Origin of the sequence: Caballeronia novacaledonica (genome assembly GCF_900258035.1) — a bacterium.
GTDB lineage: Bacteria > Pseudomonadota > Gammaproteobacteria > Burkholderiales > Burkholderiaceae > Caballeronia > Caballeronia novacaledonica.
In genome coordinates, this window is sequence record NZ_OGTP01000006.1 from 242,736 (window position 1) to 266,534 (window position 23,799).

Here is a 23,799-nt window from a genome sequence, read left to right on the forward strand (position 1 = left end):
ATTCTAGCGGGCGCGTGAAACGCGCGAAGGCGCGGCGGACGCACCGATGACGCCGCCCGCGCTTTCGCCTCATTCCGGCGTGCTTGCGCGTCATTCGCCCAGTGCCGCCAGCGCCGCCTCGCCTTCGCCGGGCCCGGCGGCGCGTTGTTGCTGAAGCGCCCACATCTGCGCAAACAGCCCGCCCGCGTTCAGCAGTTCCGCATGCGTGCCCCGCTCCACGATGCGCCCGTGATCCATCACGATGATCTGCTGCGCATGCACGACCGTCGAAAGCCGATGCGCGATGATGAGCGTCGTCCGCTCGCGTGCGATCGAATCGAGTTCGCGCTGAATCGCGCGTTCGGATTTCGAATCGAGCGCCGACGTCGCTTCGTCGAAGATCAGGATCGGCGGATTCTTCAACAGCGTGCGCGCGATCGCAACGCGCTGCTTCTCGCCGCCCGACAGCTTCAGCCCGCGCTCGCCGACAGGCGTGTCGTAACCCGCCGGCAACGCCTCGATGAACTCGTGGATATGCGCCGCGCGCGCCGCCGCGATCACTTCGTCGCGGCTCGCGGAAGGACGCCCGTACGCGATGTTGTAATAGATCGAATCGTTGAAGAGCACGGTGTCCTGCGGCACGATGCCGATCGCCGCGCGCAATGAATCCTGCGTCACGTCGCGAATGTCCTGCCCGTCGATCCTGATGCTTCCGCCCTGCGCGCGCTCGAGATCGTAGAAGCGGAACAGCAGCCGCCCGAGCGTCGACTTGCCCGATCCGCTGTGCCCGACCACGGCCGTCGTCGTGCCGGCCGGAATCGTGAAATCGACGCCATGCAGAATCGGCCGCGCCTTCTCGTACGCGAAGCTCACATTCTCGAAACGCACTTCGCCGCCGCGCACGGCGAGTGGCTGCGCGTTCGGCGCATCGGGGACTTCGCGGCCCGCGCCGAGCAGCGTGAACATGCGATCCATGTCGGTCAGCGCCTGCTTCAGCTCGCGATACACGACACCGAGAAAATTCAGCGGAATATAAAGCTGCAGCATGAACGTGTTGATGAGCACGAGGTCGCCGAGCGTGAGACGCCCCGCCATCACGCCCTGCGTCGCGCGCCAGAGAATGAACACTAGCCCGACGCCGATGATCATCTGCTGCCCGAAATTGAGCATCGACAGCGAGCGTTGCGACTTGATCGCCGCCGCGCGATAGCGTTGCAGGTTTTCATCGTAACGGCGCGTTTCCCACTCCTCGTTACCGAAGTACTTCACGGTCTCGTAGTTCAGCAGCGAATCGATCGCGCGCGAGTTCGCCTTCGAATCGAGATCGTTCATCGTGCGGCGAAAATGCGTGCGCCACTCGGTGACCTTCACCGTGAACACGATGTACGTGACGAGCGCGACGAACGTGACGATCGCGTAATACGCCTCGTACTTCGTCACGAAGAACGCGAGCACGAGACCGACTTCGACGAGCGTCGGCAGGATGCTGTAAAGCGAATAGGAAACGAGTTGCTGGATGCCGCGCGTGCCGCGTTCGATGTCGCGCGACATGCCGCCCGTCTGCCGCTCCAGATGAAAACGCAACGACAGCGAATGCAGATGCCGGAACACTTGCAGCGCGAGTTGCCGCACGGCGCTTTCGGTGACCTTCGCGAAGAGCAGTTCGCGGAGTTCGGTGAAGAGCGATGTCGAAAGCCGCGCGCCCGCATAAGCGATCACGAGCAGCCCGATGCCGCCGATCAGCACGATGCCCGGCGCGTCGTGCGCGCGTCCGAGGGCGGTGAGATGCTGCACGGAAGCGAGGCCGTCGACGATGCGCTTCATCACGATCGGCACGCCGAGATTCGCGACCTTCGCGCCGATCAGGCACGTGAGCGCGAACGCGACGCGCCATTTGTACGTGGTGAGGTAAGGCAGCAGCGAGCGGATCGTCTGCCAGTCGTTGCGCGAACCCTGGGCCATCGGGGCGGGCTCGCTGTTGGGATAGCGGCGCATGAGTCGTATTGTCTGAACGCGTCGCTTGGGGGCGGCGTCGGGGATGCTGTTATCGGCGAAAGGGGCGCACGTCTCGCGCATGCTTTCCCGTACAATTTGCTGCAAGCCCCGGCGTCACCGAGGTCTTTTGCCCCGCGCGCGGCGGGGTCCACTCATCAATATGCATTGTCGCAGAAGGTTCGAGGGGCCGCTCACGCCGGCCAGCCCGCCTTCCCGCCGCATTGCGAACCGGAGCGCCCTCCATGAACGACCATTCCAGTCTTCCCGAAAAGCACGTCGCGCTGCGCGTCGTGCCGCAGCCCAGCGACGCCAATGTCCACGGCGACGTCTTCGGCGGATGGATCATGGCGCAGGTGGACATCGCCGGCTCCATTCCGGCGAGCCGGCGCGCGAACGGCCGCGTCGCGACCGTCGCGGTGAACTCGTTTCTGTTCAAGCATCCGGTGTTCGTCGGCGACCTGCTGAGCTTTTACGCCGATATCGTCAAGACCGGCAATACATCGGTGACGGTGTCGGTCGAAGTGTGGGCGCAGCGCATGAACCTCGCCGAAGAAGTCGTCAAGGTCACGGAAGCGACGCTCACCTACGTCGCGACCGACCGCGATCGCCGTCCGCGCGTGCTGCCGTCGCGCGACTAGACGCGCGCTCAGTGGGGCAGCACGCCCCGCTGCAACAAGCCCGGAATCGCTTCGTGCGGCATCGGGCGCGAGAACAGATAGCCCTGCATTTCGTCGCAATCGCGCTCGCGCAGGAATTCGTGCTGCGCGTGCGTTTCGACGCCCTCCGCGATCACCTGCAATTCCAGCGAATGCGCAAGCGCGATGATCGCCGACGTGATCGTTTCGTCATCGCCCGACGAGCCGATATCCGCAACGAACGAGCGGTCGATCTTCAACCGGTGCACCGGGAAGCGCTTGAGATACGACAGGCTCGAATAGCCCGTGCCGAAGTCGTCGATCGCAATGCCGATGCCGAGCGCCGATAGCTCCGAGAGCATCGTGATCGCTTCCTCGGCGTTGCGCATGATCGCGCTTTCCGTGAGTTCGAGTTCGAGATAGCGCGGCTCGAGCCCGGTCTCTTCGAGCACGGACGTCACGAGCCGCGCGATGTCGCGTTGCTGGAAATGCCGCGCCGACAAATTCACCGACACGCGCGCCGGCGGCAGCCCGGCGTCCTGCCACGCCTTGTTCTGCCGGCACGCTTCGCGCAACACCCACTCCGACAAAGGCCCGATCAAACCGCTCTCTTCCGCCACGGGAATGAACGACGCGGGCGGCACGAGCCCTTGCTCCGGATCGTGCCAGCGCACGAGCGCCTCGATACCGACGATCGCACGCGTGGCCATGTCCACCTGCGGCTGATAGTGCAGCAGGAATTCGCCGTCGCGCAGCGCACGCCGCAAGCGCCGTTCGAGATTCATGCGCGCGCCGACGCTCGCGTTCATCTCGGGCTGATAGAACTGATACGTGTTGCGGCCCATGTCCTTCGCGCGATACATCGCGAGATCGGCCTTCTTCATCACGGTTTCGGCGTCGTCGCCGTCTTGCGGATAAAGACTCGCGCCCATGCTGCAACCGACATAAAGCTCGGTGTCGTCGAGCCAGACCGGCTCCGAAATCGCCGCACGCGTGCGTTCCATCCACGCGATCAAGCCGGCGTCGTCGGTGATATCGGGCAGCACGACCACGAACTCGTCGCCGCCGTGACGCGCGACCGTATCGCTCGATCGCGCCGAGCGCGCGAGCCGCTCCGCGATCACCGCGAGCAGACGGTCGCCGACGCTGTGACCGAGACTGTCGTTGACGTTCTTGAAGCCGTCGAGATCCATGAAGACGACGGCGATCTTCGACTCGCGCCGCCGCGCCGTCTCGATGGCGTGCTGCAAGCGGTCGCGCAGCAGATTGCGGTTCGGCAGGCGCGTGAGCGTGTCGTAATTCGCCTGATATTCGAGCTCTTCCTGATAGTGCATCAGATCGGTCACGTCGTTGATGATGCCGATGTGATGCGTCGTCATGCCCTGCGCATCCGGCACCGGCGCGACGAAAAGCTGATTCCAGAAGAGCGCGCCGTCCTTGCGATAGTTGCGCACCACCACGCTCGCCTCCATGTTCGCGGAGAGCGCGCGGCGGATCGCGGTGAGGCCGTCCTGATCGCCGTCGGGGCCGTGCAGGAAGCGGCAGTCCTGCCCGATCACCTCGCTCGGGTCGTAGCCCGTGATGCGCTTGAACGCCGGATTCGCATACTCGATCACGTTCGCGCCATCCACGACACCCGTGATCAGAATCGCGTTCACGCTCGCGTCGAGCGCGCGGCTTTGCAGGCGCAGCGCGAGTTCGGCGCGCTTGCGATCGGTGACGTCGTGATACGAGCCGAGCACGCCGATCGTCTGTCCTTCGCCGTCGAGCAGCGGCAGCTTGCTCGTGACGACGGTGCGCAGTTGCTCGCCCATCACGATGTCGCGTTCGTAGTGCATCTTCGGCACCGTCGTGACGATGACCTCTTCGTCGTCCGCACGCACGACGGCCGCGAACGCGCCCCACGGCAGCTCGAAATCCGTCTTGCCGATGACCTGCTCGTTGTACGCGAGACCCGCATCGCGCGCGAACGCGTTATTGCAGCCGAGATAGCGCAAATCGCGATCCTTCCAGAACACGCGCTGCGGGATGTTGTCGATAACCGCTTCGAGCATCTCGTTCGATCTGCGCGCCTCGGCTTCCGCGTTGATGCGGTCGGTCACGTCGTTCGCCAGCATGAAGATGCCGGGACGATTCGAATACGTGAGCGAGTGATGCGAGACATCCGCGCCGACGATCGCGCCGTCCTTGCGCCGATAGCGCCACACGCCCGCCGATCCTTGCCCCGGCGCGCTGCGCTCGCCGCCCTCGCCGCCGCTGCGCGCGAGCCGTGCGGCGAAGCTGTCGAAGTCGTCCGCGTGGTGCAGGTCGCGCAGCGTCATGTTCATGAACTCCGGCTCGTTGAAGCCGAAATGCTCGATCGCGGCCTGATTCACGGCGACGAAGCGCATCGTCTCGCGATCGACGATCCACATCGGCACCGGATGCGCCTCGAACATGCCGCGAAAGCGTTCGTTGCTGCGCTGTCTCGCGCGCACGACGCCGAGCTTCTCGCGCGATTGCCGCTCGTGGCTCGCGAACAGCCAGATGAGCACGGCGCTGCCGGCGAGCATCGTGAAGACGAGCAGCAGCATCGCGCCGCTCGACGCCTGCGCGGACTGATCGAGCGCGACGATGGTCGTGTTATCGATGCGCGAGCGCACGTAGTCGAGTTCGTCGTCGACGCTCTGCTGATCTTCGCCGAGCTTGACGAAAGCGGCGTCGGCCCACGCGCGGGATTCGTCGGGCGCGGCGTGTTTCGCGCGCTCGAACGCGAGTCCGGCATCGCGGCGCATTTCGGCGGCGCGGGCAGCGAGCGCGTCGAAAGCGCCCGTCGTGCCCGGCTCCATCGCGATCTGCGCGCGCAGTCCGCTTTCGAGCGCGTCGAGATGCGCCTCGCGCTCCTGACGACGCGCGTCGGTTTCGGCGATGCCGGTCGCTTCGAAGCGGCTCAGTTGCGTGAGCGATTCGCCGAGCGTGCCGCGCCAGGCCGCGAGATCACGCAGGAGGCTCATCGAGCGCAGCGTGCGCGCGTCGCTTTCGCGCAGTCCGCCGATGCGCTCGCAGGCGACGAACGCGTTCGCGCCGAGCGCGGCCAGTACGACGGCAATGTTGACGAGCAAACCTCTGGAGAGGAATCGGGTCATGAGCGGCGGGGTCGATCCTTTGACGCGCGTCGGATGCGCGTCGAGCCGACGCGCGTCCACGCGAATGCGCGGCGTGCAACTCGTACACGCCGCGATTAATGGATGACGACCATTAACGGCACCGCTCGCCCCGAATTTAGGGCTTGCCCGGAAATAATCCGATTAAAGCGCGCGCTTAACGTTTGCGCGTTTCCGTCCTCACTCGACCAACCCGAATTCCTTCATCGCGGGCAGGAAATCGTGGTTGACCTTGTCGGTGTTGCGCGAGAGTTTCGCCAGCGCGTAACGCTGGAAGCGGTCGAGCTGGCCCCATCGGTCGAGGCTCGGTGCGCTGATGCCCGAAAGACTGCTTTGCCGGATCACGGTTTCGGGCACGGCATCGGCGTGCATCCACACCGGTTCGGGATCGCGTGCGATCTTCTCGGGCGCGGTGTTCGCGTGCGTCTTCAACATCTCTTCGAGCGCGAGGTCGAAGTTTTTCTCCAGTTCGACATCGTCCTCGACGGGAAAGCGTGCGAGCAGCGCGCGATCGTCGTAAGGAAGCTGCTGCCATTCATCGAGCGTGATGCGCATGCCGAAGCGATCGAGATTGAAGCGCACTGCAAGCGGGATGAAACGCAGATTGTCAGAGGATTCGACTTCGAATCCGAAGAGACGGGCGGCGTCGTAGAGTCCCATAGCGAAGCCTCGTTGGATTGAGCGGAGGTGCGCGACGCGCATCGCCCGCTTAAGTTATTGTAGGGCCTTGGATCTGGCTGGAACCATTGCAATCTAGCCGCTGTTCGCGTCGCGATGCGTGCGAACAGCAACGATAGGCAGCAAGTCACATACCCGACTTTACTCGAAGTGAGCGGTCAGGAGCATAGAAGTGAGTCAACTCGAAACCGACGACCAACCGGGCTTCGTCGAACGTCAGGTGCGCAGGCATCGCAGGAACGAAAGCGCGATCGCCGCGGACAACGTCGGCCAGGAATGGCCCGTCGCGCTCGTTTTCAACGGCATCTCGCACGCGGTGATGATGTGCACGCCGCGCGATCTCGAAGCGTTCGCCGTGGGCTTCTCGCTGACGGAGGGCATCGTCGAACGCGGCAGCGACATTCACGACATCGAGGTCTACTTCCGCGATGACGGCGTTGCAGTGCCGCACGCCGAAGTGCATCTGCAGGTCGTGCAGCAGGCGTTCGCGTCCTTGAAGGACAAGCGCCGCGCGCTCGCCGGGCGCACGGGCTGCGGCGTGTGCGGCATCGAAAGTATCGAACTGCTCGATCTTCAGCCTGAGCAGGTGCCCGACACGGGCTTTCTCGCGCGCCTCGCGCCCGACGCGATCGAGCGTGCCGCACGCGAACTGCCCGCGCATCAGCGGTTGACGAAGCTGACGGGCGGCCTGCACGCCGCCGCATGGTGCGACGAAACCGGCGCCGTGCGCCACGCCTTCGAGGACGTCGGACGGCATAACGCGCTCGACAAGCTGATCGGCCAGTTGATTCTGCGCCGCGAGGACACGACGCAGGGTTTCGTGTTTCTTTCGAGCCGCGCGAGCTATGAACTCGTGCGCAAATCGGCGCGCGTCGGCATTCCGATGGTCGCGACGATTTCCGCACCGACGTCCCTCGCCATCGCGATCGCGAAGCAGGCGGGCTTGCGGCTCGTCAGCTTCGCGCGCGAGAACAGCTTCGTCGAATACGACGTCGAGTGACGCCGCTCATTCGAACCGGCTGAAGTCCGGCTTGCGCTTCTCGAAGAACGCCTGAAACGCTTCGCGCGCTTCGGGCGCGACCAGCATCCGCGCGAAATGCGCCGCCTCGTCTTCCATGCGCGCGCTCACTTCATGCGTCTGCGCGCCCTTCATCAACGACTTGGTCACGCGCAGCGACGACGCCGGCAGCATCGCCAGCCGCTTCGCCTTTTCGAATGCGTAGGCGTCGAGTTCGGCTGCATCGATCGCGCCGTTCACGAAGCCCATGCCGATCGCTTCGTTCACGTCGAACGCCTCGCCAAGCAGGAGCTTTTCCGCCGCGCGCTGATAACCCGCCGTGCGCGGCAGCAGCAGGCTCGAAGCCGCTTCGGGACACAGTCCGAGCTGCGAGAACGGCAGCGAGAATTTCGCGTTCGTGCTTGCGTAGACGACGTCGCAATGCAGAAGCATGGTCGTGCCGATGCCCACCGCCGTCCCTCCGACCGCCGCCACGATCGGCTTCGGAAAACCGCTGATGCGCCGCAGGAACTGGAACACGGGCGCGTCGAGGCCCTTGGGCGGGTCGTTGAGAAAATCGTCGAGATCGTTGCCCGCGCTGAATGTGCCGCCGACGGCGCGAATCAGCACCGCGCGCACGGTCGGGTCCATCTCGGCTTCGTAGAGGCCGTCGGCCATTTCCTGATACATCGCCGCGGTGAGCGCGTTCTTCTTCTCCGGACGATTGAGCACGATGCTCAGCACGCCGTCCGCGCGTTCGATCTGAATTTCCATCCGCTGTCTCCTTCGTGTCGGTCCGCGAGCGATGAACTCGCGGACCATTCGCCATCAAAGGCGCTCGATGATGCCCGCCGCGCCCATGCCGGTGCCGACGCACATCGTCACCATGCCGTACTTCAGGTTGCGCCGGCGCAGGCCGTGCACGACCGTCGATGCGCGGATCGCGCCTGTCGCGCCGAGCGGATGGCCGAGCGCGATCGCGCCGCCGAGCGGATTGACCTTCGCGGTATCGAGACCGAGATCGCCGATCACCGCGAGCGCCTGCGCCGCGAAGGCTTCGTTCAGCTCGATCCAGTCGATGTCGTCCTGCTTGAGCCCTGCCGCCTTCAACGCGGCCGGAATCGCTTCCTTCGGCCCGATGCCCATGATCTCCGGCGGCACGCCGCGCACCGCGAAGCTCACGAAGCGCGCGAGCGGCGTGAGGTTGAACTGCTTCAGCATCTTTTCCGACACGACGATCAGCGCGCCCGCGCCGTCCGACGTCTGCGAACTGTTGCCCGCCGTGACCGAGCCCTTGTTCGCGAACACGGGACGCAGCTTCGCCAGCCCTTCCAGGCTGGTTTCGCGCGGACCTTCATCGAGCGCGATTTCGCGATTGTTCATGCGCACTTCGCCCGATGCGAGATCCGGAAAACGCTCGTTCAGCGTGTAGGCGGCGATTTCGTCCGCGAATTCGCCCGCCTGCTGCGCGGCCAGCGCACGGCGATGCGACTCCACCGCGAACGCGTCCTGCGCCTCGCGGCTCACCTTCCAGCGCTCCGCGACTTTCTCCGCCGTCAGTCCCATGCCGTAGGCGATGCCGACATCCTCGTTGCGATCGAAGATATGCGGCGACAGCGACGGCTTGTTGCCCATCATCGGCACCATGCTCATCGATTCGCAGCCGCCCGCGATCATCGCATCCGCTTCGCCGACGCGGATGCGGTCCGCCGCCATCGCGAGCGCGGTCAGGCCCGACGCGCAGAAGCGGTTCACCGTCACGCCGCCGACCGTGTTCGGCAAGCCCGACAGCAGCGCGCCCATGCGCGCGACATTCAGCCCTTGCTCGGCTTCGGGAATCGCGCAGCCGACGATCGCGTCCTCGATCACGCTCGTGTCGAGTCCCGGCACTTGCGCGACGGCCGACCTGATCGCGTGGACGAGCAGCTCGTCCGGGCGTGTGTTCCTGAACACGCCGCGCGGCGCCTTGCCGATCGGCGTGCGGCTCGCGGCGACGATGTATGCGTCTTGAAGTTGTTTGCTCATTTTCTGGAAGCTCCGTATCTCGCGCGACTTAGTTGCGCACCGGCTTGCCGGTCTGCAACATGCCCATGATTCGCTCTTGTGTCTTCTGCGTGCCGAGCAGTTCGACGAACGCGCGGCGCTCGAGCGCCAGCAGCCATTCTTCGTCGACGAGACTGCCCGCTTCGACATCGCCGCCGCACACCGCTTCCGCGATGCGGCTCGCGATCAGATAGTCGTGATCGCTGATGAAGCGCCCGTCGCGCATGTTCACGAGCGACGCCTTGATCGTCGAGATCGCCGAGCGGCCCGCCACCGGCACCTGCTTCACGCGCAACGGCGGCCGATACCCCGACGCGCTCAACGCGCGCGCCTCGTTCTTCGCGACGTCGAGCAGCTCGTGCACGTTGAAGACGATCGTGTCGGTCGGCTTCAGATAGCCCATTGCGCGGGCATCGAATGCGGACGACGAGACTTTCGCCATCGCCGCGTTTTCGAACGGCTTCTGCAGGAACTTGAGCAGATCGCTGGTGGCATTGACGGCGCTCGCCGCTTCCGCCGCGCGCAACGCGGCTTCCTTGAGACCGCCGCCCGCCGGCACGAGACCGACGCCCACTTCCACGAGACCGATATAACTCTCGACATGCGCAACACGCTTCGCCGAATGCAGCAGCAATTCGCAGCCGCCGCCGAGCGCGATGCCCGACACCGCCGACACCACCGGCACGTTCGCGTACTTCACGCGCAGCATGCCTTGCTGGAACTTCTTCACGAACGGATCGATGCCTTTCGCGCCGCCCATCATGAACGCGGGCATCGCTTCTTCGAGATTCGCGCCCGCCGAGAACGGACCGCCCGGCGCGCCCAGTTGCAGCGAAGTCGGCTGCCAGATCACCACGCCGCGATACGACTGTTCCGCGAGCTCGATCGCTTGCGTGAGGCCGTCGATCACGCCCGGGCCGATGGTGTTCATCTTCGTCTTGAACGAGACGATCACGATGTCGCCGTCGTCGCGATCGAGCCAGGCGCGCACGTTCTCGGTTTCGAACAGCGTCTTGCCGAAGGTCTTGGGATCCGCGCCGCTTTCACCGATGAGCGGCGCGCGGAACACTTGTTTGCTGTAGACCGGCAGCGTCGAGCGCGGAACGAACTTGCGCGCGGCGGGCGACCACGAGCCTTCGTTCGTGTGGACGCCGTCGTTCCCGGCGACGGGACCGTCGAGCACCCACGCGGGCAGCGGCGCGTTCGAGAGCGCCTTGCCTGCATCGATATCTTCCTGCACCCACTTCGCGATTTGCTGCCAGCCCGCCGCCTGCCAGCTTTCGAACGGCCCCTGATTCCAGCCGAAGCCCCAGCGGATGGCGAGATCGACGTCGCGTGCGTTGTCCGCGATCGATTCGAGATGCACCGCAATGTAGTGGAACACGTCGCGGAAAATCGCCCACAGGAACTGCGCCTGCTTGTTGTCGGTTTCGCGCAGGAGCTTGAAACGCTCGGCCGGCGGACGCTTCAGAATGCGGCCGATGAGTTCGTCGGCCTTCGCGCCGCCATCGACATACGAAGCCGTTTTCGGGTCGAGAACCTTGATCGCGCGGCCTTCCTTGCGATAGAAACCCGCGCCCGTCTTCTGGCCGAGCGCGCCGTTTTTCACCAGTGCTTCGAGCACGGGCGGCGTCTTGTAGACGGAGAAGAACGGATCGCCGGGCAGGTTGTCCTGCATCGTCTTGATGACGTGCGCCATCGTGTCGAGACCGACGACATCCGCCGTGCGGAACGTCGCCGACTTCGCGCGGCCGAGGCGCGCGCCGGTGAGATCGTCGACTTCGTCGAAGCGCAGGCCGAACTTTTCGGCTTCGGCGATCACGGCGAGAATCGAAAAGACGCCGACGCGGTTCGCGATGAAATTCGGCGTGTCTTTCGCGCGCACGACGCCCTTGCCGGTCACGCTCGTCAGGAAGGTTTCGAGCTGGTCGAGAATCTCGGGCTTCGTCGCGGCCGTCGGAATCAGTTCGACGAGATGCATGTAGCGCGGCGGATTGAAGAAGTGCACGCCGCAGAAGCGCGATTTCAGTTCATCGGAGAAGCCGTTCGACAACTCGGTGATCGACAGGCCCGACGTGTTGCTCGCGAAGATCGCGTGCGGCGCGATGTGCGGCGACACTTTCTTGTAGAGATCGTGCTTCCAGTCCATGCGCTCGGCGATAGCCTCGATGACGAGATCGCAGGTCTTGAGCTGCTCGATGTCGTCGTCGTAATTCGCGGGCTCGATGTACTGCGCGTCGTCCTTCACGCCGAACGGCGCGGGCGACAGCTTCTTTAGATTCTCGATGGCCTTCAGCGCGATGCCATTCTTCGGGCCTTCCTTGGCTGGAAGGTCGAAGAGCATGACCGGGACGCGGGCGTTGATCAGATGGGCTGCGATCTGTGCGCCCATTACGCCTGCGCCGAGCACGGCGACTTTTTTGATGTTCAGGGTGCTCACAGGGGGTTCACTCCGGGGTTCGTGAGAGGTGATCGGAATCGGCTTCGGTTTTGGCTTTGCTTGTGTTGCCCCTTTGCGGGGCGGCTTTCGTGGAATCCTGATTTCGTGTCGGTTTGTTGGCGTTGCCCCTGTGCGGGGCGGCTTTCGTGGAATCCTGATTTCTTAGTGGTCTATTTGCACTGCCCCTGTGCGGGGCGGCAGTCACTTTCTTTGCTGCTGCAAAGAAAGTAACCAAAGAAAGCAGCTTTCCCCATCCTAAGCACTTCACACCGGCCGCGGCACAGGCGATCGGCCGAATGGCCCCCAGAGTAGCAAGTGCCCTCATAGGTCTCGCGCAGCTTGGATCGCGCACGGTCCGACACATCGCGCCGCACAACAAACTGGTTCAGCACCAAATTGCTCCAGCCCGCTTCGCGGCCGACGGGTCAATCGGGTTTGCATGGGTTTGCACTCGTTTGCATGGGTTTGCATGAGTTTGCATGGGCTTCCTTGCACTTCCATCTCATTGCACGCGCCGACCGATGGTTTCCCTTGCAGACCCGGCGGCAGCGCGTAGCGCTGTGCCGAAGCTATTTCGTGCTGAACCAGCGCACTTAAACATGTGGTGCGGCAAACCGTGTGCGATCCAAGCCCTGTTCTGCTTGTGAGGGCACTCGCTACTGCCGGGCCATTCAGCCAATCGCCTGTGCCGCGGCCGGCATGAAGCACTTTGGATGGGAAAGCTGCTTTCTTTGGTTACTTTCTTTGCAGCAGCAAAGAAAGTGACTGCCGCCCCGCACAGGGGCAGTGCTAATAGACCGACGCGAAAGCAAGTTTCACTCACACAAAGAGCCCCCGCGCCGAGCACGATAAAAGCTGCTTTCTTTGGTCACTTTCTTTGCAGCAGCAAAGAAAGTGACTGCCGCCCCGCACAGGGGCAACACCAATAACAAAACGCGATCCAGCAAAAGCCCGAAACAATCAGAAAAGCGCTTCGTCGTAGTCCATCATGGGCTTGGCTCCAGCACGAGCAGCACGAATCGTCGAAGCGGTCTCAGGCAGCAGCTTGGCGAAGTAAAACCGCGCAGTGGCGAGCTTCGCCTGATAGAAGGCATCGCCCGAAGCGGCGTTATCCAGAGCAACTCGCGCCATCCGCGCCCAGAAATACGAAAACACCAAATGCCCGACAGTCCGCAAATACGGCACCGCCGCAGCGCCCACTTCATCAGGATTCTGCATGGCCTTCATGCCGATCTCCATCGTGAGCTTCTGCACCTTGTCGCCGATATCGGCAAGCGGATCGATGAACTCCTGCATCTCCGGCTTCACGCCTTCCTGCTCGACGAAGTCGGCAACGAGCTTGCCGAAGCGCTTCAACTTCGCGCCCATGTCGCCGAGAATCTTGCGGCCGAGCAGGTCGAGCGCCTGAATCGAATTCGTGCCCTCGTAGATCATGTTGATGCGCGCGTCGCGGACGTACTGCTCCATGCCCCACTCGGAAATGAAGCCGTGGCCGCCGTAAATCTGCATCGCCATGTTGGTGCCTTCGAACGCGTTGTCCGTCAGGAAGGCCTTGATGACCGGCGTCAACAGCGCGACGAAATCGGCGGCCTCGGCGCGCACGGCCTCATCCGCGTGTGACAGTTCCTTGTCGATATTCAACGCCGCCCAGTACGTGAACGCGCGGCCCGCTTCGGCATACGCCTTCTGCGTGAGCAGCATGCGCCGCACATCCGGATGCACGATGATCGGATCGGCGGCCTTCTCCGGCGCCTTCGGGCCGGTGAGCGAGCGCATCTGCAGGCGCTCTTTCGCATAGACGAGCGAGTTCTGATACGCGACTTCGGTCAGGCCAAGGCCCTGCATGCCGACGCCCAGACGCGCCGCGTTCATCATCACGAACATCGCGTTCAAGCCCTTGTTCGCCTCGCCGACGAGCCAGCCCTTGGCGCCGTCGAGATTCATCACGCAGGTCGCGTTGCCGTGAATGCCCATCTTGTGCTCGATCGAACCGCACTGGATGCCGTTGCGCTCGCGAATCGCGCCATTCGCATCCGGGACGAACTTCGGCACGATGAAAAGGGAGATGCCCTTCGTGCCCATCGGCGCGCCCGGCAGACGCGCGAGCACCAGATGAACGATGTTCTCGGCCATGTCGTGCTCGCCGCTCGAAATGAAAATCTTCGTGCCGGTGAGCGCGTACGAGCCATCGGAATTCGGTTCGGCCTTCGTGCGCAGAATGCCGAGGTCCGTTCCGCAATGCGGTTCGGTCAGGCACATCGTGCCGGTCCACTCGCCCGAGACGAGTTTCGAAAGATAGGTCGACTTCTGCTCCGGCGTGCCGTGCGCGTGCAGGCATTCGTACGCGCCGTGCGAGAGACCGGGATACATCGTCCAGGCCTGATTCGCCGAATTGAGCATTTCGTAAAGCGCGTTGTTCACGAACGCGGGCAAGCCCTGACCGCCGTACTCGGGATCGCACCCAAGCGCGGGCCAGCCCGCATCGATGTACTGGCGGTAAGCCTCCTTGAAGCCGGCCGGCGTCTTCACGACGCCATCGCCCGCGTAAGTGCAGCCTTCGCGATCACCGCTCTGGTTGAGCGGGAACACGACTTCGGCGCAGAACTTTCCGGCTTCCTCGAGCACCTGATTGATGGTGTCGGCGTCGAGGTCGGCATGCTTCGGCATGCTCTTCAATTCGGCTTCCACGTTCAGCACTTCGTGCAGCACGAACTGCATGTCGCGAAGGGGGGCGGCGTACTGTCCCATGAGTCTCTCCAGTTTCTTTCAAGCGTCTGGTTGCGCGCCGCCGAACCACCTTCGATTCGAACAGCGCCGCTAACGGCTGTCGGTGTGTTGCGATGTCAGATTCGTAGCCGCATTCGCAGTCGGCTGAGGGATCGGCATTCCGGCTCCCGCATTCGACGCCTGATACGACGTGATCGTCTTGTCCAGCGCGTCCCGCGTCAGTTGCACGGCTTCCGGCAGATGCAGGAAGCGCGCGTCGTGATGCAGGCCGAGCGTAAAGCTGTACAGCTCGAAAAGCATCAGATGCGGATCCGTCTCCGCCTTCAGATGCCCTTCGTCCTTCGACTGGCGGATCGCGCGCAGCAACGCCTCGCGCCACATGCTCACGCTGTGCACGAGCTGCTCGCGCACGGCGCTCGCGGCGCGGTCGTCGTACTCCACCGCTCCGCTGATGTAGATACAGCCCGTGGTCACTTCCTGGATGCGCTTCTCCATCCAGCGATTCATCATCGCGCGCAATCGCGGCAGGCCGCGCGCCTCGCGCAGACTCGGAAAAAACACTTCGTCTTCGAAGCGCCGGTGGTACTCGCGCACCACCTCCACCTGCAAGTCCTCGCGCGACCCGAAATGCGCAAACACACCGCTCTTGCTCATTTGCATCCGCTCGGCCAGAAGGCCGATCGTCAGCCCTTCCAGCCCGTCCCGACTTGCCAGTTCCAGCGCTGCGTCGAGAATCGCGGCTCGCGTCTGTTCGCCTTTTCGCATGATGTCCCTACCGTTCTCGTGACCCGTAAAATCGAACGGCCGTTCTATTATTGTGGCCGAACGTTGGTGATACAAGCAAATTTTTAGATATGCGTTTCTAAAACGCCAGGACATGTCTATAGGATAAATCTCAACATTGTCCGCGCCCATTGTCGCGTTTTATGTACGGACTGCCTGTAAGTGACTGCCCGAGTTTCCGATTCGCGGGAACCTTCGTCTAGAAATGCCTGTGGACACGTATTTTTACGCAATCGCTGCCAAATAGCAGTTAATCGTACTGACCAATGGTGATCATTTTCATCATCACACGATAAGTGTTGTAGGCCAGCCAGTTAAGTGCCCGCTCCGTAACGGGCCGCGACGCATAGTGTTTTTCGTCGATGGGGCGGCCTTCGTCAAACGCCTGAAGAATGGCGTCGTGCAGCCCGGCAATTTCCGGATGATTCACGAGCACCATGTTGGCCTCGTTGTTGAGCACGAGCGACAGCGCGTCGAGGTTCGATGAACCGATGGTCGCCCAGTCCGCATCCACGACCGCGACCTTGCCGTGAAGCATCGTCTTCTCGTACTCGGCGATCCTCACGCCGTGCTTCAGCAGATTGCCGTAGAGAAAGGGCGTCGCGTAATCCAGCGCGACGAATTCCTTGCGACCGATGACCAGCGACACGCGCACGCCGCGCTCCGCCGCATTGACGAGCGCGCGCCTCAGCTTGCGCCCCGGCATGAAGTAAGGATTCGCAAGCAGCACTTCGCTCTCGGCGTGGGCGATTGCCCGGAGATACGCCTTCTCGATCGCGCGCCGGTTGAGCAGGTTGTCGCGCGCGACGAACGCGACGCACGGCTGATCGACCGCGTGAATTTCGCCGAGCCGCGCGCGACGGCGCGCCAGCATTGCGCGGCGCGCGTTCCATCGACCGGGCGCGCGCGCGCTTTCGGTTTCCTGCGGCTCACAGCCCGGTTGCGTCGGCTGGCGCGGCTTCACGCCGAGCCGGATGCGCTGCCATTGCAGGTCGAACGCTTCGCGCACGTCCCTGACGACGGGGCCTTGCGCCTCCATCGCATAATCCCAGCGCGGCCGTTCGAGGCGCGTGCCGTTCTGATCGTAGTCGTCGACGATATTGATGCCGCCGCAAAAGGCGTACGTCTCGTCGATCAGCGCAAGTTTGCGATGCGTGCGCGAAAAGCCGAGCGGCCCGAACAGCAGATGCGGGTTGTAGATGCGATGCTCGACGCCACGCTCCTGCCAGAGCTTGAACATCGGCAGATTGCTTTCCGTGCCGATGCCATCCGTGATCACGCGCACCGTGACGCCGCGCTCGGCGGCGCGCACGAGCGCATCGGAGACGGCGCGGCCGCTATCGTCGTTGGCGAAGATGTAGGTTTCCAGCGACACCGACTTGCGCGCGTTGTCGATCCGCTCGATCAGCGCCGGGAAAAATTGCACGCCGCCCTTGAAGAGCCGCACGTGATTGCCGGACGTGAAACAAAAGCGCGGTGGCCGGCGGCCCGAAAACATCGCCTGGCGCAACCGCTTGAAACTGCGCCGTGGACGCAGTCCGATCATCGGCTATGCGCCGCGAGGCGCTCGGGCAATTGAAGGATGGCTTCCCGGTTCGACCACGAGAAGCATCGGTCGGCGGCCGCGCGGAGCGGCAGCCATAAGTGTGCGGTGTGTTCGCGCGGCGCGAGTGTCACTTCGAGACAATGCGGCACACAGAGGCTGAACTGGTGTTCGGTGTTGTGAACGATACCCTCCGCATAGCGATGCCGCCATTGCGGATAGATCTCGTATTGAATGCTGTGATGCCAGTCGAGCAGCGCGTTCTCCGGCACGAGCGCGCCGCCGATCACGATGCCCGTTTCTTCCCGCACTTCGCGCGCGGCGGTCTCGATGAGCGGTTCGTCGATGCGATCCTTCGAGCCCGTCACCGATTGCCAGAAGCCCTTGTGATCCACACGTTCGATGATGAGCACATCGAGGTCCGGCGTATGAATGACGACCAGCACGGATTCGGGGATTTTAGGCGGCTTCTGCATGTCTTTGTAAACGCGCGTTTCATGGTTTGGCTGTGCCCAAAGACTGTAACGCAAAAAATGAAAAAGGCGCACTCGGCGCCTTTTTCATCACATCGACAACGAAAGCTGCTTAGTGCGCCTTCTGCTCCGGTTGACGCAGACGGATGTGCAACTCGCGCAACTGGCGCTCGTCCACTTCGCTCGGCGCTTGCGTGAGCAGGTCCTGCGCGCGCTGCGTTTTCGGGAACGCGATCGTGTCGCGGATCGAATCCGCGCCGGACATCAGCGTGACGATGCGGTCCAGACCGAACGCGATGCCACCGTGCGGCGGCGCGCCGTATTGCAGCGCGTCCAGCAGGAAGCCGAACTTCAGGCGCGCTTCTTCCGCGCCGATCTTCAGCGCGCGGAACACCTTGCTCTGTACGTCTTCCTGGAAGATACGCACGGAACCGCCGCCGATTTCCCAGCCGTTCAGCACCATGTCGTATGCCTTCGCGAGGCAGCGGCCCGGATCGGTTTCGAGGTACTCGAGGTGCTCGTCCTTCGGGCTCGTGAACGGGTGATGCGCGGCCACGTGACGGTTCTCTTCCTCGTCGTACTCGAACATCGGGAAGTCGATGACCCACAGCGGCTTCCAGCCGGTTTCGAGCAGGCCGGTCGACTTGCCGAATTCCGAATGGCCGATCTTCAGGCGCAGCGCGCCGAGGCTGTCGTTCACGACCTTCGCGCGATCCGCCGCGAAGAAAATGATGTCGCCGTCTTCGGCTGCCGTGCGTTCCATGATCGCCGCGAGCGCCGCGTCATGCAGGTTCTTGACGATCGGGCTTTGCAGACCGTCGCGACCACGCGACTTGTCGTTGACCTTGATCCACGCGAGACCCTTCGCGCCGTAGATGCGCACGAATTCCGTATAGCCGTCGATGTCGCCGCGCGACAGCTCGCCGCCCTTCGGCACGCGCAGCGCCGCGACGCGGCCGTCCTTCGAATTGGCCGGCATGCTGAACACCTTGAAGTCGACGTCCTTCACGGCATCCGTGAGGTCGGCGAATTCGAGTTTCACGCGCAAGTCCGGCTTGTCCGAACCGAAGCGGCGCATCGCTTCCGAGTACAGCATGACCGGGAATTTCGCGGGCAGCTCGACTTCCATCGTCTCCTTGAAGACATGGCGGATCATCTCTTCGAACAGATCGCGGATTTCCTGCTCGGTCAGGAACGAGGTTTCGCAGTCGATCTGCGTGAATTCCGGCTGACGGTCGGCGCGCAGGTCTTCGTCGCGGAAGCACTTGGTGATCTGGTAGTAACGGTCGAAGTTCGCGACCATCAGCAACTGTTTGAACAATTGCGGCGACTGCGGCAGCGCGAAGAACTGGCCGGCGTTCACGCGCGACGGCACGAGGTAGTCGCGCGCGCCTTCGGGCGTGCTCTTGGTCAGCATCGGCGTTTCGATGTCGATGAAGCCTTGCGCGTCGAGATACTTGCGCACTTCCATCGCGACGCGATAACGCAGGCGCAGGTTCTTCTGCATCTGCGGACGGCGCAGATCGAGCACGCGATGCGTGAGGCGCGTGGTCTCGGAGAGGTTGTCGTCGTCGAGCTGGAACGGCGGCGTGACCGATGCGTTCAGCACGGTCAGCTCATGGCACAGCACTTCGATCTTGCCGCTCGTGAGATTCGCGTTGACCGTGCCTTCGGGACGGTTGCGCACGACACCCTTCACTTGCACGCAGAACTCGTTGCGCACGCCCTCGGCCACACTGAACATCTCGGCGCGGTCCGGATCGCAGACGACCTGAACGAGCCCTTCTCGATCGCGCAAGTCGATGAAGATAACGCCACCGTGATCGCGGCGGCGATGCACCCAGCCGCACAGCGAGACGGTTTGGCCCAGACGGGCCTCGGTCACCAGACCGCAGTATTCAGATCGCATCGACATGATGTTGTGTCTTTCGTTGTTCGTTGATCAACGGCTCGCGCGTTCGGGTCTCGCTCTTTCGCTCGGCGGACTCCAGGTTCGCGCGCGCCGGCATTACATCGGCGGCTCGGTGGGGCGGCGGGCGGGCGCGACCGCTGCCGGCGCGCTCGGGGCGGGAGCCACCACGCCCATCGAGACGATGTACTTCAGTGCGGCGTCGACGGTCATGTCCAGTTCGACGACTTCGCTTTTCGGCATCATCAGGAAGAATCCGGATGTCGGGTTCGGCGTCGTGGGCACGTAGACGCTTACGTGCTCTTCGTCGAGATGGTTCAGAACGTCGCCGCCCGGAATGCCTGTCAGAAAGCCAATGGTATACGAGCCCTTGCGCGGATATTCGATCAAAAGCGCCTTGCGGAACGCGTTGCCGCTCGAAGAGAGCAACGTGTCCGACACTTGTTTCACGCTCGTATACAGTGGGCCCACCACCGGAATGTGACGCAGGATCGCGTCCCACCATTTCACGAGCTTCTGGCCGACGAAGTTCTGCGTCAGCAGCCCGACGATGAAGATGAACGCGAGCGTCAGCACCGCTCCCACGCCCGGCAGATGGAAGCCGACGACGCGTTCGGGCTGCCACGATTCCGGCAGGAGCAGGAGCGTCTGGTCCATCGTCCCGATGACGAGGCCCAGCACCCACAAGGTGATCGCGAGCGGCACCAGCACGAGCAGGCCGGTGAGGAACACGGATTTCAGCGTAGTCTTTTTCGTCGTCATTTACACGGGGCGGAGGCTGCGCCGGCTTTCAACTGTGTCGGCGATCCGGCTTGGCGGGCGAGCCGCGCCCAATTGCGCGCGGTCGGCGAGGTCATCTGCGCGACATATCGCCAGATTGACTGGCGATCCGGCGTTTCAGGCTGCGTCCGACGATGTGGACGGACCCGCCGCAGGCTTGGCCGCATCCGACGACGATGTCGTGCTTGCCGGCGCAGCGCTGTCACTAGCGTTCGAAGTGCCGGTGCCGGACGAGGATGCGTCGTCCGATTTCGCCGGCGTATTCGCCGCGTTGCCCTTCGCGCCGTTGTTGCCGCTGCGAAAATCGGTGACATACCAGCCGGAGCCTTTCAACTGGAATCCGGCAGCCGTCACCTGCTTCGAGAAAGAGTCCTTTCCGCAGGCGGGACATTGCGTGAGCGGCGCATCGCTCAGTTTCTGAAGCACGTCTTTTTCGTGGCCGCAGTGTGCGCAGCGGTACGCGTAAATCGGCATGGCACTCTTCCTACAATGATCTGTCGACGCTTGCAAAGCCTTGAATTATAGCCGCAAACTTGCCCCGCCAATTTCGGGACGGCGGGCGCAAGCCCGATCGCCCCTATTTCAGGGCGCCACCGCCGGATTTCAAGCTGGGCAGTTCAGATTCGTCGCCAGGTCAGCCAGCGTTCGCGGCCGGCGAACACGGCAATCGAGCCGCTCACCTCGCGGTCTTCGATCAATTCGAAGTGCGGCGTGAGCAACGCGTCCAGTTCGCCGCGTTCGATGCCGAAAGGCGGCCCTTTCGGCGTCGATCCGATGAAAAAGAAGCCGGCGAGCAGCGCGCCCGGCTTGAGCAACGCCGCCATCCGGGTGGCATAGTCCGGCCAGCGGTTTTTCGGCAACGCGCAGAGAAAGGCCCGCTCGTAGATCCAGTCGGGCGAAAAAGGCGGCGCGTAGGCAAAAAAATCCGCCTCTTCGACGACGCCCGCATGCGCGCCGAGTTGCGCGCGCGCGGCCTCGACGGCGCCCGCGGAGAAGTCGATCGCGCGCACCGGCCAGCCGAGTTCGGCCAGATAGAGCGCTTCGTACGCGCTGCCGCAGCCGGGAATCAGCACGTTGCGGGCATTTTGCGACGCGACGAAGGTTTTGAACGTCTCCGGTACGCCGGCCTGATCCCACGGTGTGAACTGCTGGCCGAAACGCTCGTCCCAGAAACCCGGCGAGTTCGGATCGCGGTTCTGGAAATCGGGCACGTCGGGATTCGTCGGATCGCTCATGATTCGGCCTTCAAGGGTGAAGAAAGAACTGCGCGACGACGACACCCGCGCCCGCCATCGCGACGAGCCCGGCGACGAGCAGCGTCACCAGCAGCCGGTTCGTGCGCTTCTGCTCGGCGAGCAGCATGCGCATGAGGTCGTCGCTGCCGCTTTTCGGAGAATCGTGGTGCTCCGCCAGAATATGGTGAATCAGCCGGGGCAGTTGCGGAATGGTCTTGCTCCACTGCGGCGCTTCCATTTGCAGGCGCTCGTACCAGCCGCGCCAGCCGATCTGCGCGTTCATCCAGCGTTCGAGATACGGCTTGGCCGTTTTCCACAAATCGAGTTCGGGGTCGAGCGAGCGCCCCAGCCCTTCGACGTTGAGCATCGTCTTTTGCAACAGCACGAGCTGCGGCTGGATTTCGACGTTGAAGCGGCGCGACGTCGAGAAAAGGCGCATCAGCACCTGCCCGAGCGAAATGTCCTTCAACGCGCGATCGAAGTACGGCTCGCAAACCGCGCGAATCGCGCTTTCCAGTTCCTCGACGCGCGTGCTCGGCGGCACCCAGCCGGATTCGAGGTGCAGCGTCGCGACACGGTGATAGTCGCGCTTGAAGAACGCGAGGAAGTTCTGCGCGAGATAGTTCTTGTCGAAGTCCGACAGCGCGCCGACGATGCCGAAATCGAGCGCGATATAACGCCCGAAGGTCGCCGGATCGAGGCTCACCTGAATGTTGCCGGGGTGCATGTCGGCGTGGAAGAAGCCGTCGCGGAACACTTGCGTGAAGAAAATCTCGACGCCTTCGCGCGCGAGCTTCGGAATATCGACGCCGGCCGCGCGCAAGGTTTCCACCTGACTGATCGGCACGCCGACCATCCGCTCCATGACGAGCACCGTCGGCGCCGACAGGTCCCAGTACATCTCGGGCACGAGCAGCAGATCGAGGCCCTGGAAGTTCCGGCGCAACTGGCTGCCGTTGGCGGCCTCGCGCATCAGGTCGAGCTCGTCGTGCAGGTATTTGTCGAATTCGGCGACGACTTCGCGCGGCTTCAGGCGCCGGCCGTCCGCCCACAGGCGTTCGGCCCACGTCGCGATATCGCGCAGCAGCGCGAGGTCGGAGTCGATCACGGGCAGCATCCCCGGGCGCAGCACCTTCACCGCGACGGCCTTGCCCGCATGCTCGCCGTTCCTGATCTTCGCGAAATGCACCTGCGCGATCGACGCGCTCGCCACCGGCACGCGCTCGAAATCGTCGAACAGTTCGTCGATCGGCGCACCCAGCGATTTCTCGATGATGGACACCGCCACCGCCGAATCGAACGGCGGAACCTGATCCTGGAGCTTGGCGAGTTCGTCGGCGACATCGACGGGCAAGAGATCGCGCCGCGTCGACAGTACCTGTCCGAACTTCACGAAGATCGGTCCGAGGCTTTCCAGCGCGAGCCGCAGACGAATGCCGCGCTCGACGTCGAACCGGCGGCCGAAGGTCGTGATGCGCATGAGATAGCGCACGCGGCGATCGTCGATGCCGCTCATCACGAGTTCATCGAGCCCGAAGCGGACGATCGTGAAAAATATCTTGAGAAAACGCAGAAAACGCATGGTTCGAATTCGCTTCAGCTCGTTATTCGTGCGAGTCGCGCACTGACTCGCCGCCGGTTCGCGCTGAGGCGCCGCTCGCCGGCCGTGATTGTTCGGTTCGTTGTGTTTGTTGCTCGATTCTTTCGATGCGCTTTTCGACACGCGCGAGCGCGTCGCGGGTTTTCGACAGCTCGGCGTTGAATGCGTCGAGCGCGCTTTTGCGCACGAGTTGCGGACGCTCGTCGAGGAAATATTCGGTGAAAGTGTCCAGCAGATTCCGCCCGGTGCGCTGCGCCTGCTCCTGCACGGCCCGCGCGACGAGTCCCACGCGATGCGCGGGCGCGTCGCCGATGACGCGCGCCAGATCCTCTTCGGGATCCCAGCGCAGATGCTCCGCGAGTTTTGCGAGCGTGGTCGCGAACTCCGCGTCGCCTTCGATCCGGACATGCTTCATCACCGCCGCCTGCCCGCCTTGCAGAAATATCGGCAGCGCGTCGAGCGGAACGGCGATGGTCACGTCGAACGCGCCCGCCTCGGCCTCGGTGGTGGCCGCGAGAAGGCCGTCGGGTTGCACCACGAGCGCGATCGAAACCGGCGTGCACGACAGCTTCACGCGCTTGCCGGCGTACGGCTTCAGGCGCTCGAGCGCCCACGGCTCGCGCACGAGCAGGTGATTCACGGCGGCCGCGAATCCACTGGACACGGTCTTCAAGGCGGGATTTGCTGCGGGACGGGCGGATTCGTCTGCGTTCGTCATCGGCTATGAGATGAAAAAACCCGCGCGAGGGGCTTCTCGCGCGGGTTTCTATTCTACCGCCGCAACCGGCTGGCACACTGACGGTTGCGGCGCCCTGGCCATCCGGCCAAGGGTATGGACG

General features: G+C 63.4%; 18 protein-coding genes. 2 read left to right on the forward strand and 16 right to left on the reverse strand.

All coding sequences use genetic code 11. The features are described from left to right. Window positions 1–90: 90 nt before the first annotated feature. Window positions 91–1,974 carry an ABCB family ABC transporter ATP-binding protein/permease gene (locus NOV72_RS12080; protein ID WP_106854807.1) on the reverse strand — a complete coding sequence of 628 codons (1,884 nt, stop codon included), beginning with the start codon at window positions 1,972–1,974 and terminating at the stop codon, window positions 91–93. 242 nt (window positions 1,975–2,216) lie between these two features. Here NOV72_RS12080 and NOV72_RS12085 point away from each other — a divergent pair, with 242 nt between their 5' ends. Beyond that, on the forward strand, window positions 2,217–2,612 hold the full coding sequence (locus NOV72_RS12085) for an acyl-CoA thioesterase (RefSeq protein WP_106854808.1): 396 nt from the start codon (window positions 2,217–2,219) through the stop codon (window positions 2,610–2,612). Window positions 2,613–2,620: 8 nt separating this feature from the next. On the opposite strand, the gene NOV72_RS12090 is transcribed toward NOV72_RS12085, so the two are convergent. Next, a complete protein-coding gene (locus NOV72_RS12090; protein ID WP_106854875.1) occupies window positions 2,621–5,734 on the reverse strand; it encodes a sensor domain-containing protein in 3,114 nt (1,037 codons plus the stop codon). 198 nt (window positions 5,735–5,932) lie between these two features. Then, on the reverse strand, window positions 5,933–6,412 hold the full coding sequence (locus tag NOV72_RS12095; RefSeq protein ID WP_106854809.1) for a nitrate reductase associated protein: 480 nt from the start codon (window positions 6,410–6,412) through the stop codon (window positions 5,933–5,935). A 190-nt stretch (window positions 6,413–6,602) separates the two neighbouring features. Here NOV72_RS12095 and fdhD point away from each other — a divergent pair, with 190 nt between their 5' ends. Beyond that, window positions 6,603–7,430 carry a formate dehydrogenase accessory sulfurtransferase FdhD gene (fdhD, locus tag NOV72_RS12100; RefSeq protein ID WP_106854810.1) on the forward strand — a complete coding sequence of 276 codons (828 nt, stop codon included), beginning with the start codon at window positions 6,603–6,605 and terminating at the stop codon, window positions 7,428–7,430. Window positions 7,431–7,436: 6 nt separating this feature from the next. On the opposite strand, the gene NOV72_RS12105 is transcribed toward fdhD, so the two are convergent. The 13 genes from NOV72_RS12105 to NOV72_RS12170 all read right to left on the reverse strand — a co-directional run bounded on the left by NOV72_RS12105 (window position 7,437) and on the right by NOV72_RS12170 (window position 23,633). Continuing rightward, the gene (locus tag NOV72_RS12105) at window positions 7,437–8,201 is read right to left on the reverse strand and encodes an enoyl-CoA hydratase (RefSeq protein ID WP_106854811.1); all 765 of its coding nucleotides are present in this window, start codon (window positions 8,199–8,201) and stop codon (window positions 7,437–7,439) included. 54 nt (window positions 8,202–8,255) lie between these two features. Then, window positions 8,256–9,452, reverse strand: a complete 1,197-nt coding sequence (locus NOV72_RS12110) for an acetyl-CoA C-acyltransferase (RefSeq protein ID WP_106854812.1) — start codon at window positions 9,450–9,452, stop codon at window positions 8,256–8,258. 28 nt (window positions 9,453–9,480) lie between these two features. Then, window positions 9,481–11,910: a 3-hydroxyacyl-CoA dehydrogenase/enoyl-CoA hydratase family protein gene (locus NOV72_RS12115; RefSeq protein WP_106854813.1), complete on the reverse strand. Its 2,430-nt coding sequence runs from the start codon at window positions 11,908–11,910 to the stop codon at window positions 9,481–9,483. A 960-nt stretch (window positions 11,911–12,870) separates the two neighbouring features. Beyond that, window positions 12,871–14,658 (reverse strand): acyl-CoA dehydrogenase C-terminal domain-containing protein, encoded by a 1,788-nt coding sequence (locus tag NOV72_RS12125; RefSeq protein ID WP_106854815.1) that lies wholly within the window; start codon window positions 14,656–14,658, stop codon window positions 12,871–12,873. Between the two features lie 69 nt (window positions 14,659–14,727). After that, on the reverse strand, window positions 14,728–15,402 hold the full coding sequence (locus NOV72_RS12130) for a TetR/AcrR family transcriptional regulator (RefSeq protein ID WP_106854816.1): 675 nt from the start codon (window positions 15,400–15,402) through the stop codon (window positions 14,728–14,730). A 268-nt stretch (window positions 15,403–15,670) separates the two neighbouring features. Beyond that, complete coding sequence (locus NOV72_RS12135; RefSeq protein WP_245933004.1) at window positions 15,671–16,918, reverse strand: phospholipase D-like domain-containing protein; 1,248 nt, start codon at window positions 16,916–16,918, stop codon at window positions 15,671–15,673. Between the two features lie 44 nt (window positions 16,919–16,962). After that, window positions 16,963–17,439, reverse strand: a complete 477-nt coding sequence (gene nudB, locus NOV72_RS12140) for a dihydroneopterin triphosphate diphosphatase (RefSeq protein ID WP_106854818.1) — start codon at window positions 17,437–17,439, stop codon at window positions 16,963–16,965. Window positions 17,440–17,548: 109 nt separating this feature from the next. Then, the gene (gene aspS / locus NOV72_RS12145) at window positions 17,549–19,351 is read right to left on the reverse strand and encodes an aspartate--tRNA ligase (protein ID WP_106854819.1); all 1,803 of its coding nucleotides are present in this window, start codon (window positions 19,349–19,351) and stop codon (window positions 17,549–17,551) included. 93 nt (window positions 19,352–19,444) lie between these two features. Then, window positions 19,445–20,107: a DUF502 domain-containing protein gene (locus NOV72_RS12150; RefSeq protein WP_106854820.1), complete on the reverse strand. Its 663-nt coding sequence runs from the start codon at window positions 20,105–20,107 to the stop codon at window positions 19,445–19,447. Between the two features lie 135 nt (window positions 20,108–20,242). After that, the gene (locus tag NOV72_RS12155) at window positions 20,243–20,599 is read right to left on the reverse strand and encodes an FmdB family zinc ribbon protein (RefSeq protein WP_106854821.1); all 357 of its coding nucleotides are present in this window, start codon (window positions 20,597–20,599) and stop codon (window positions 20,243–20,245) included. A gap of 143 nt (window positions 20,600–20,742) precedes the next feature. Continuing rightward, window positions 20,743–21,360: a methyltransferase domain-containing protein gene (locus tag NOV72_RS12160; protein ID WP_106854822.1), complete on the reverse strand. Its 618-nt coding sequence runs from the start codon at window positions 21,358–21,360 to the stop codon at window positions 20,743–20,745. Window positions 21,361–21,370: 10 nt separating this feature from the next. Next, window positions 21,371–22,942, reverse strand: a complete 1,572-nt coding sequence (gene ubiB / locus NOV72_RS12165) for a ubiquinone biosynthesis regulatory protein kinase UbiB (RefSeq protein ID WP_106854823.1) — start codon at window positions 22,940–22,942, stop codon at window positions 21,371–21,373. 22 nt (window positions 22,943–22,964) lie between these two features. After that, on the reverse strand, window positions 22,965–23,633 hold the full coding sequence (locus NOV72_RS12170; protein WP_106854876.1) for a ubiquinone biosynthesis accessory factor UbiJ: 669 nt from the start codon (window positions 23,631–23,633) through the stop codon (window positions 22,965–22,967). Between the last annotated feature and the right edge of the window lie 166 nt (window positions 23,634–23,799).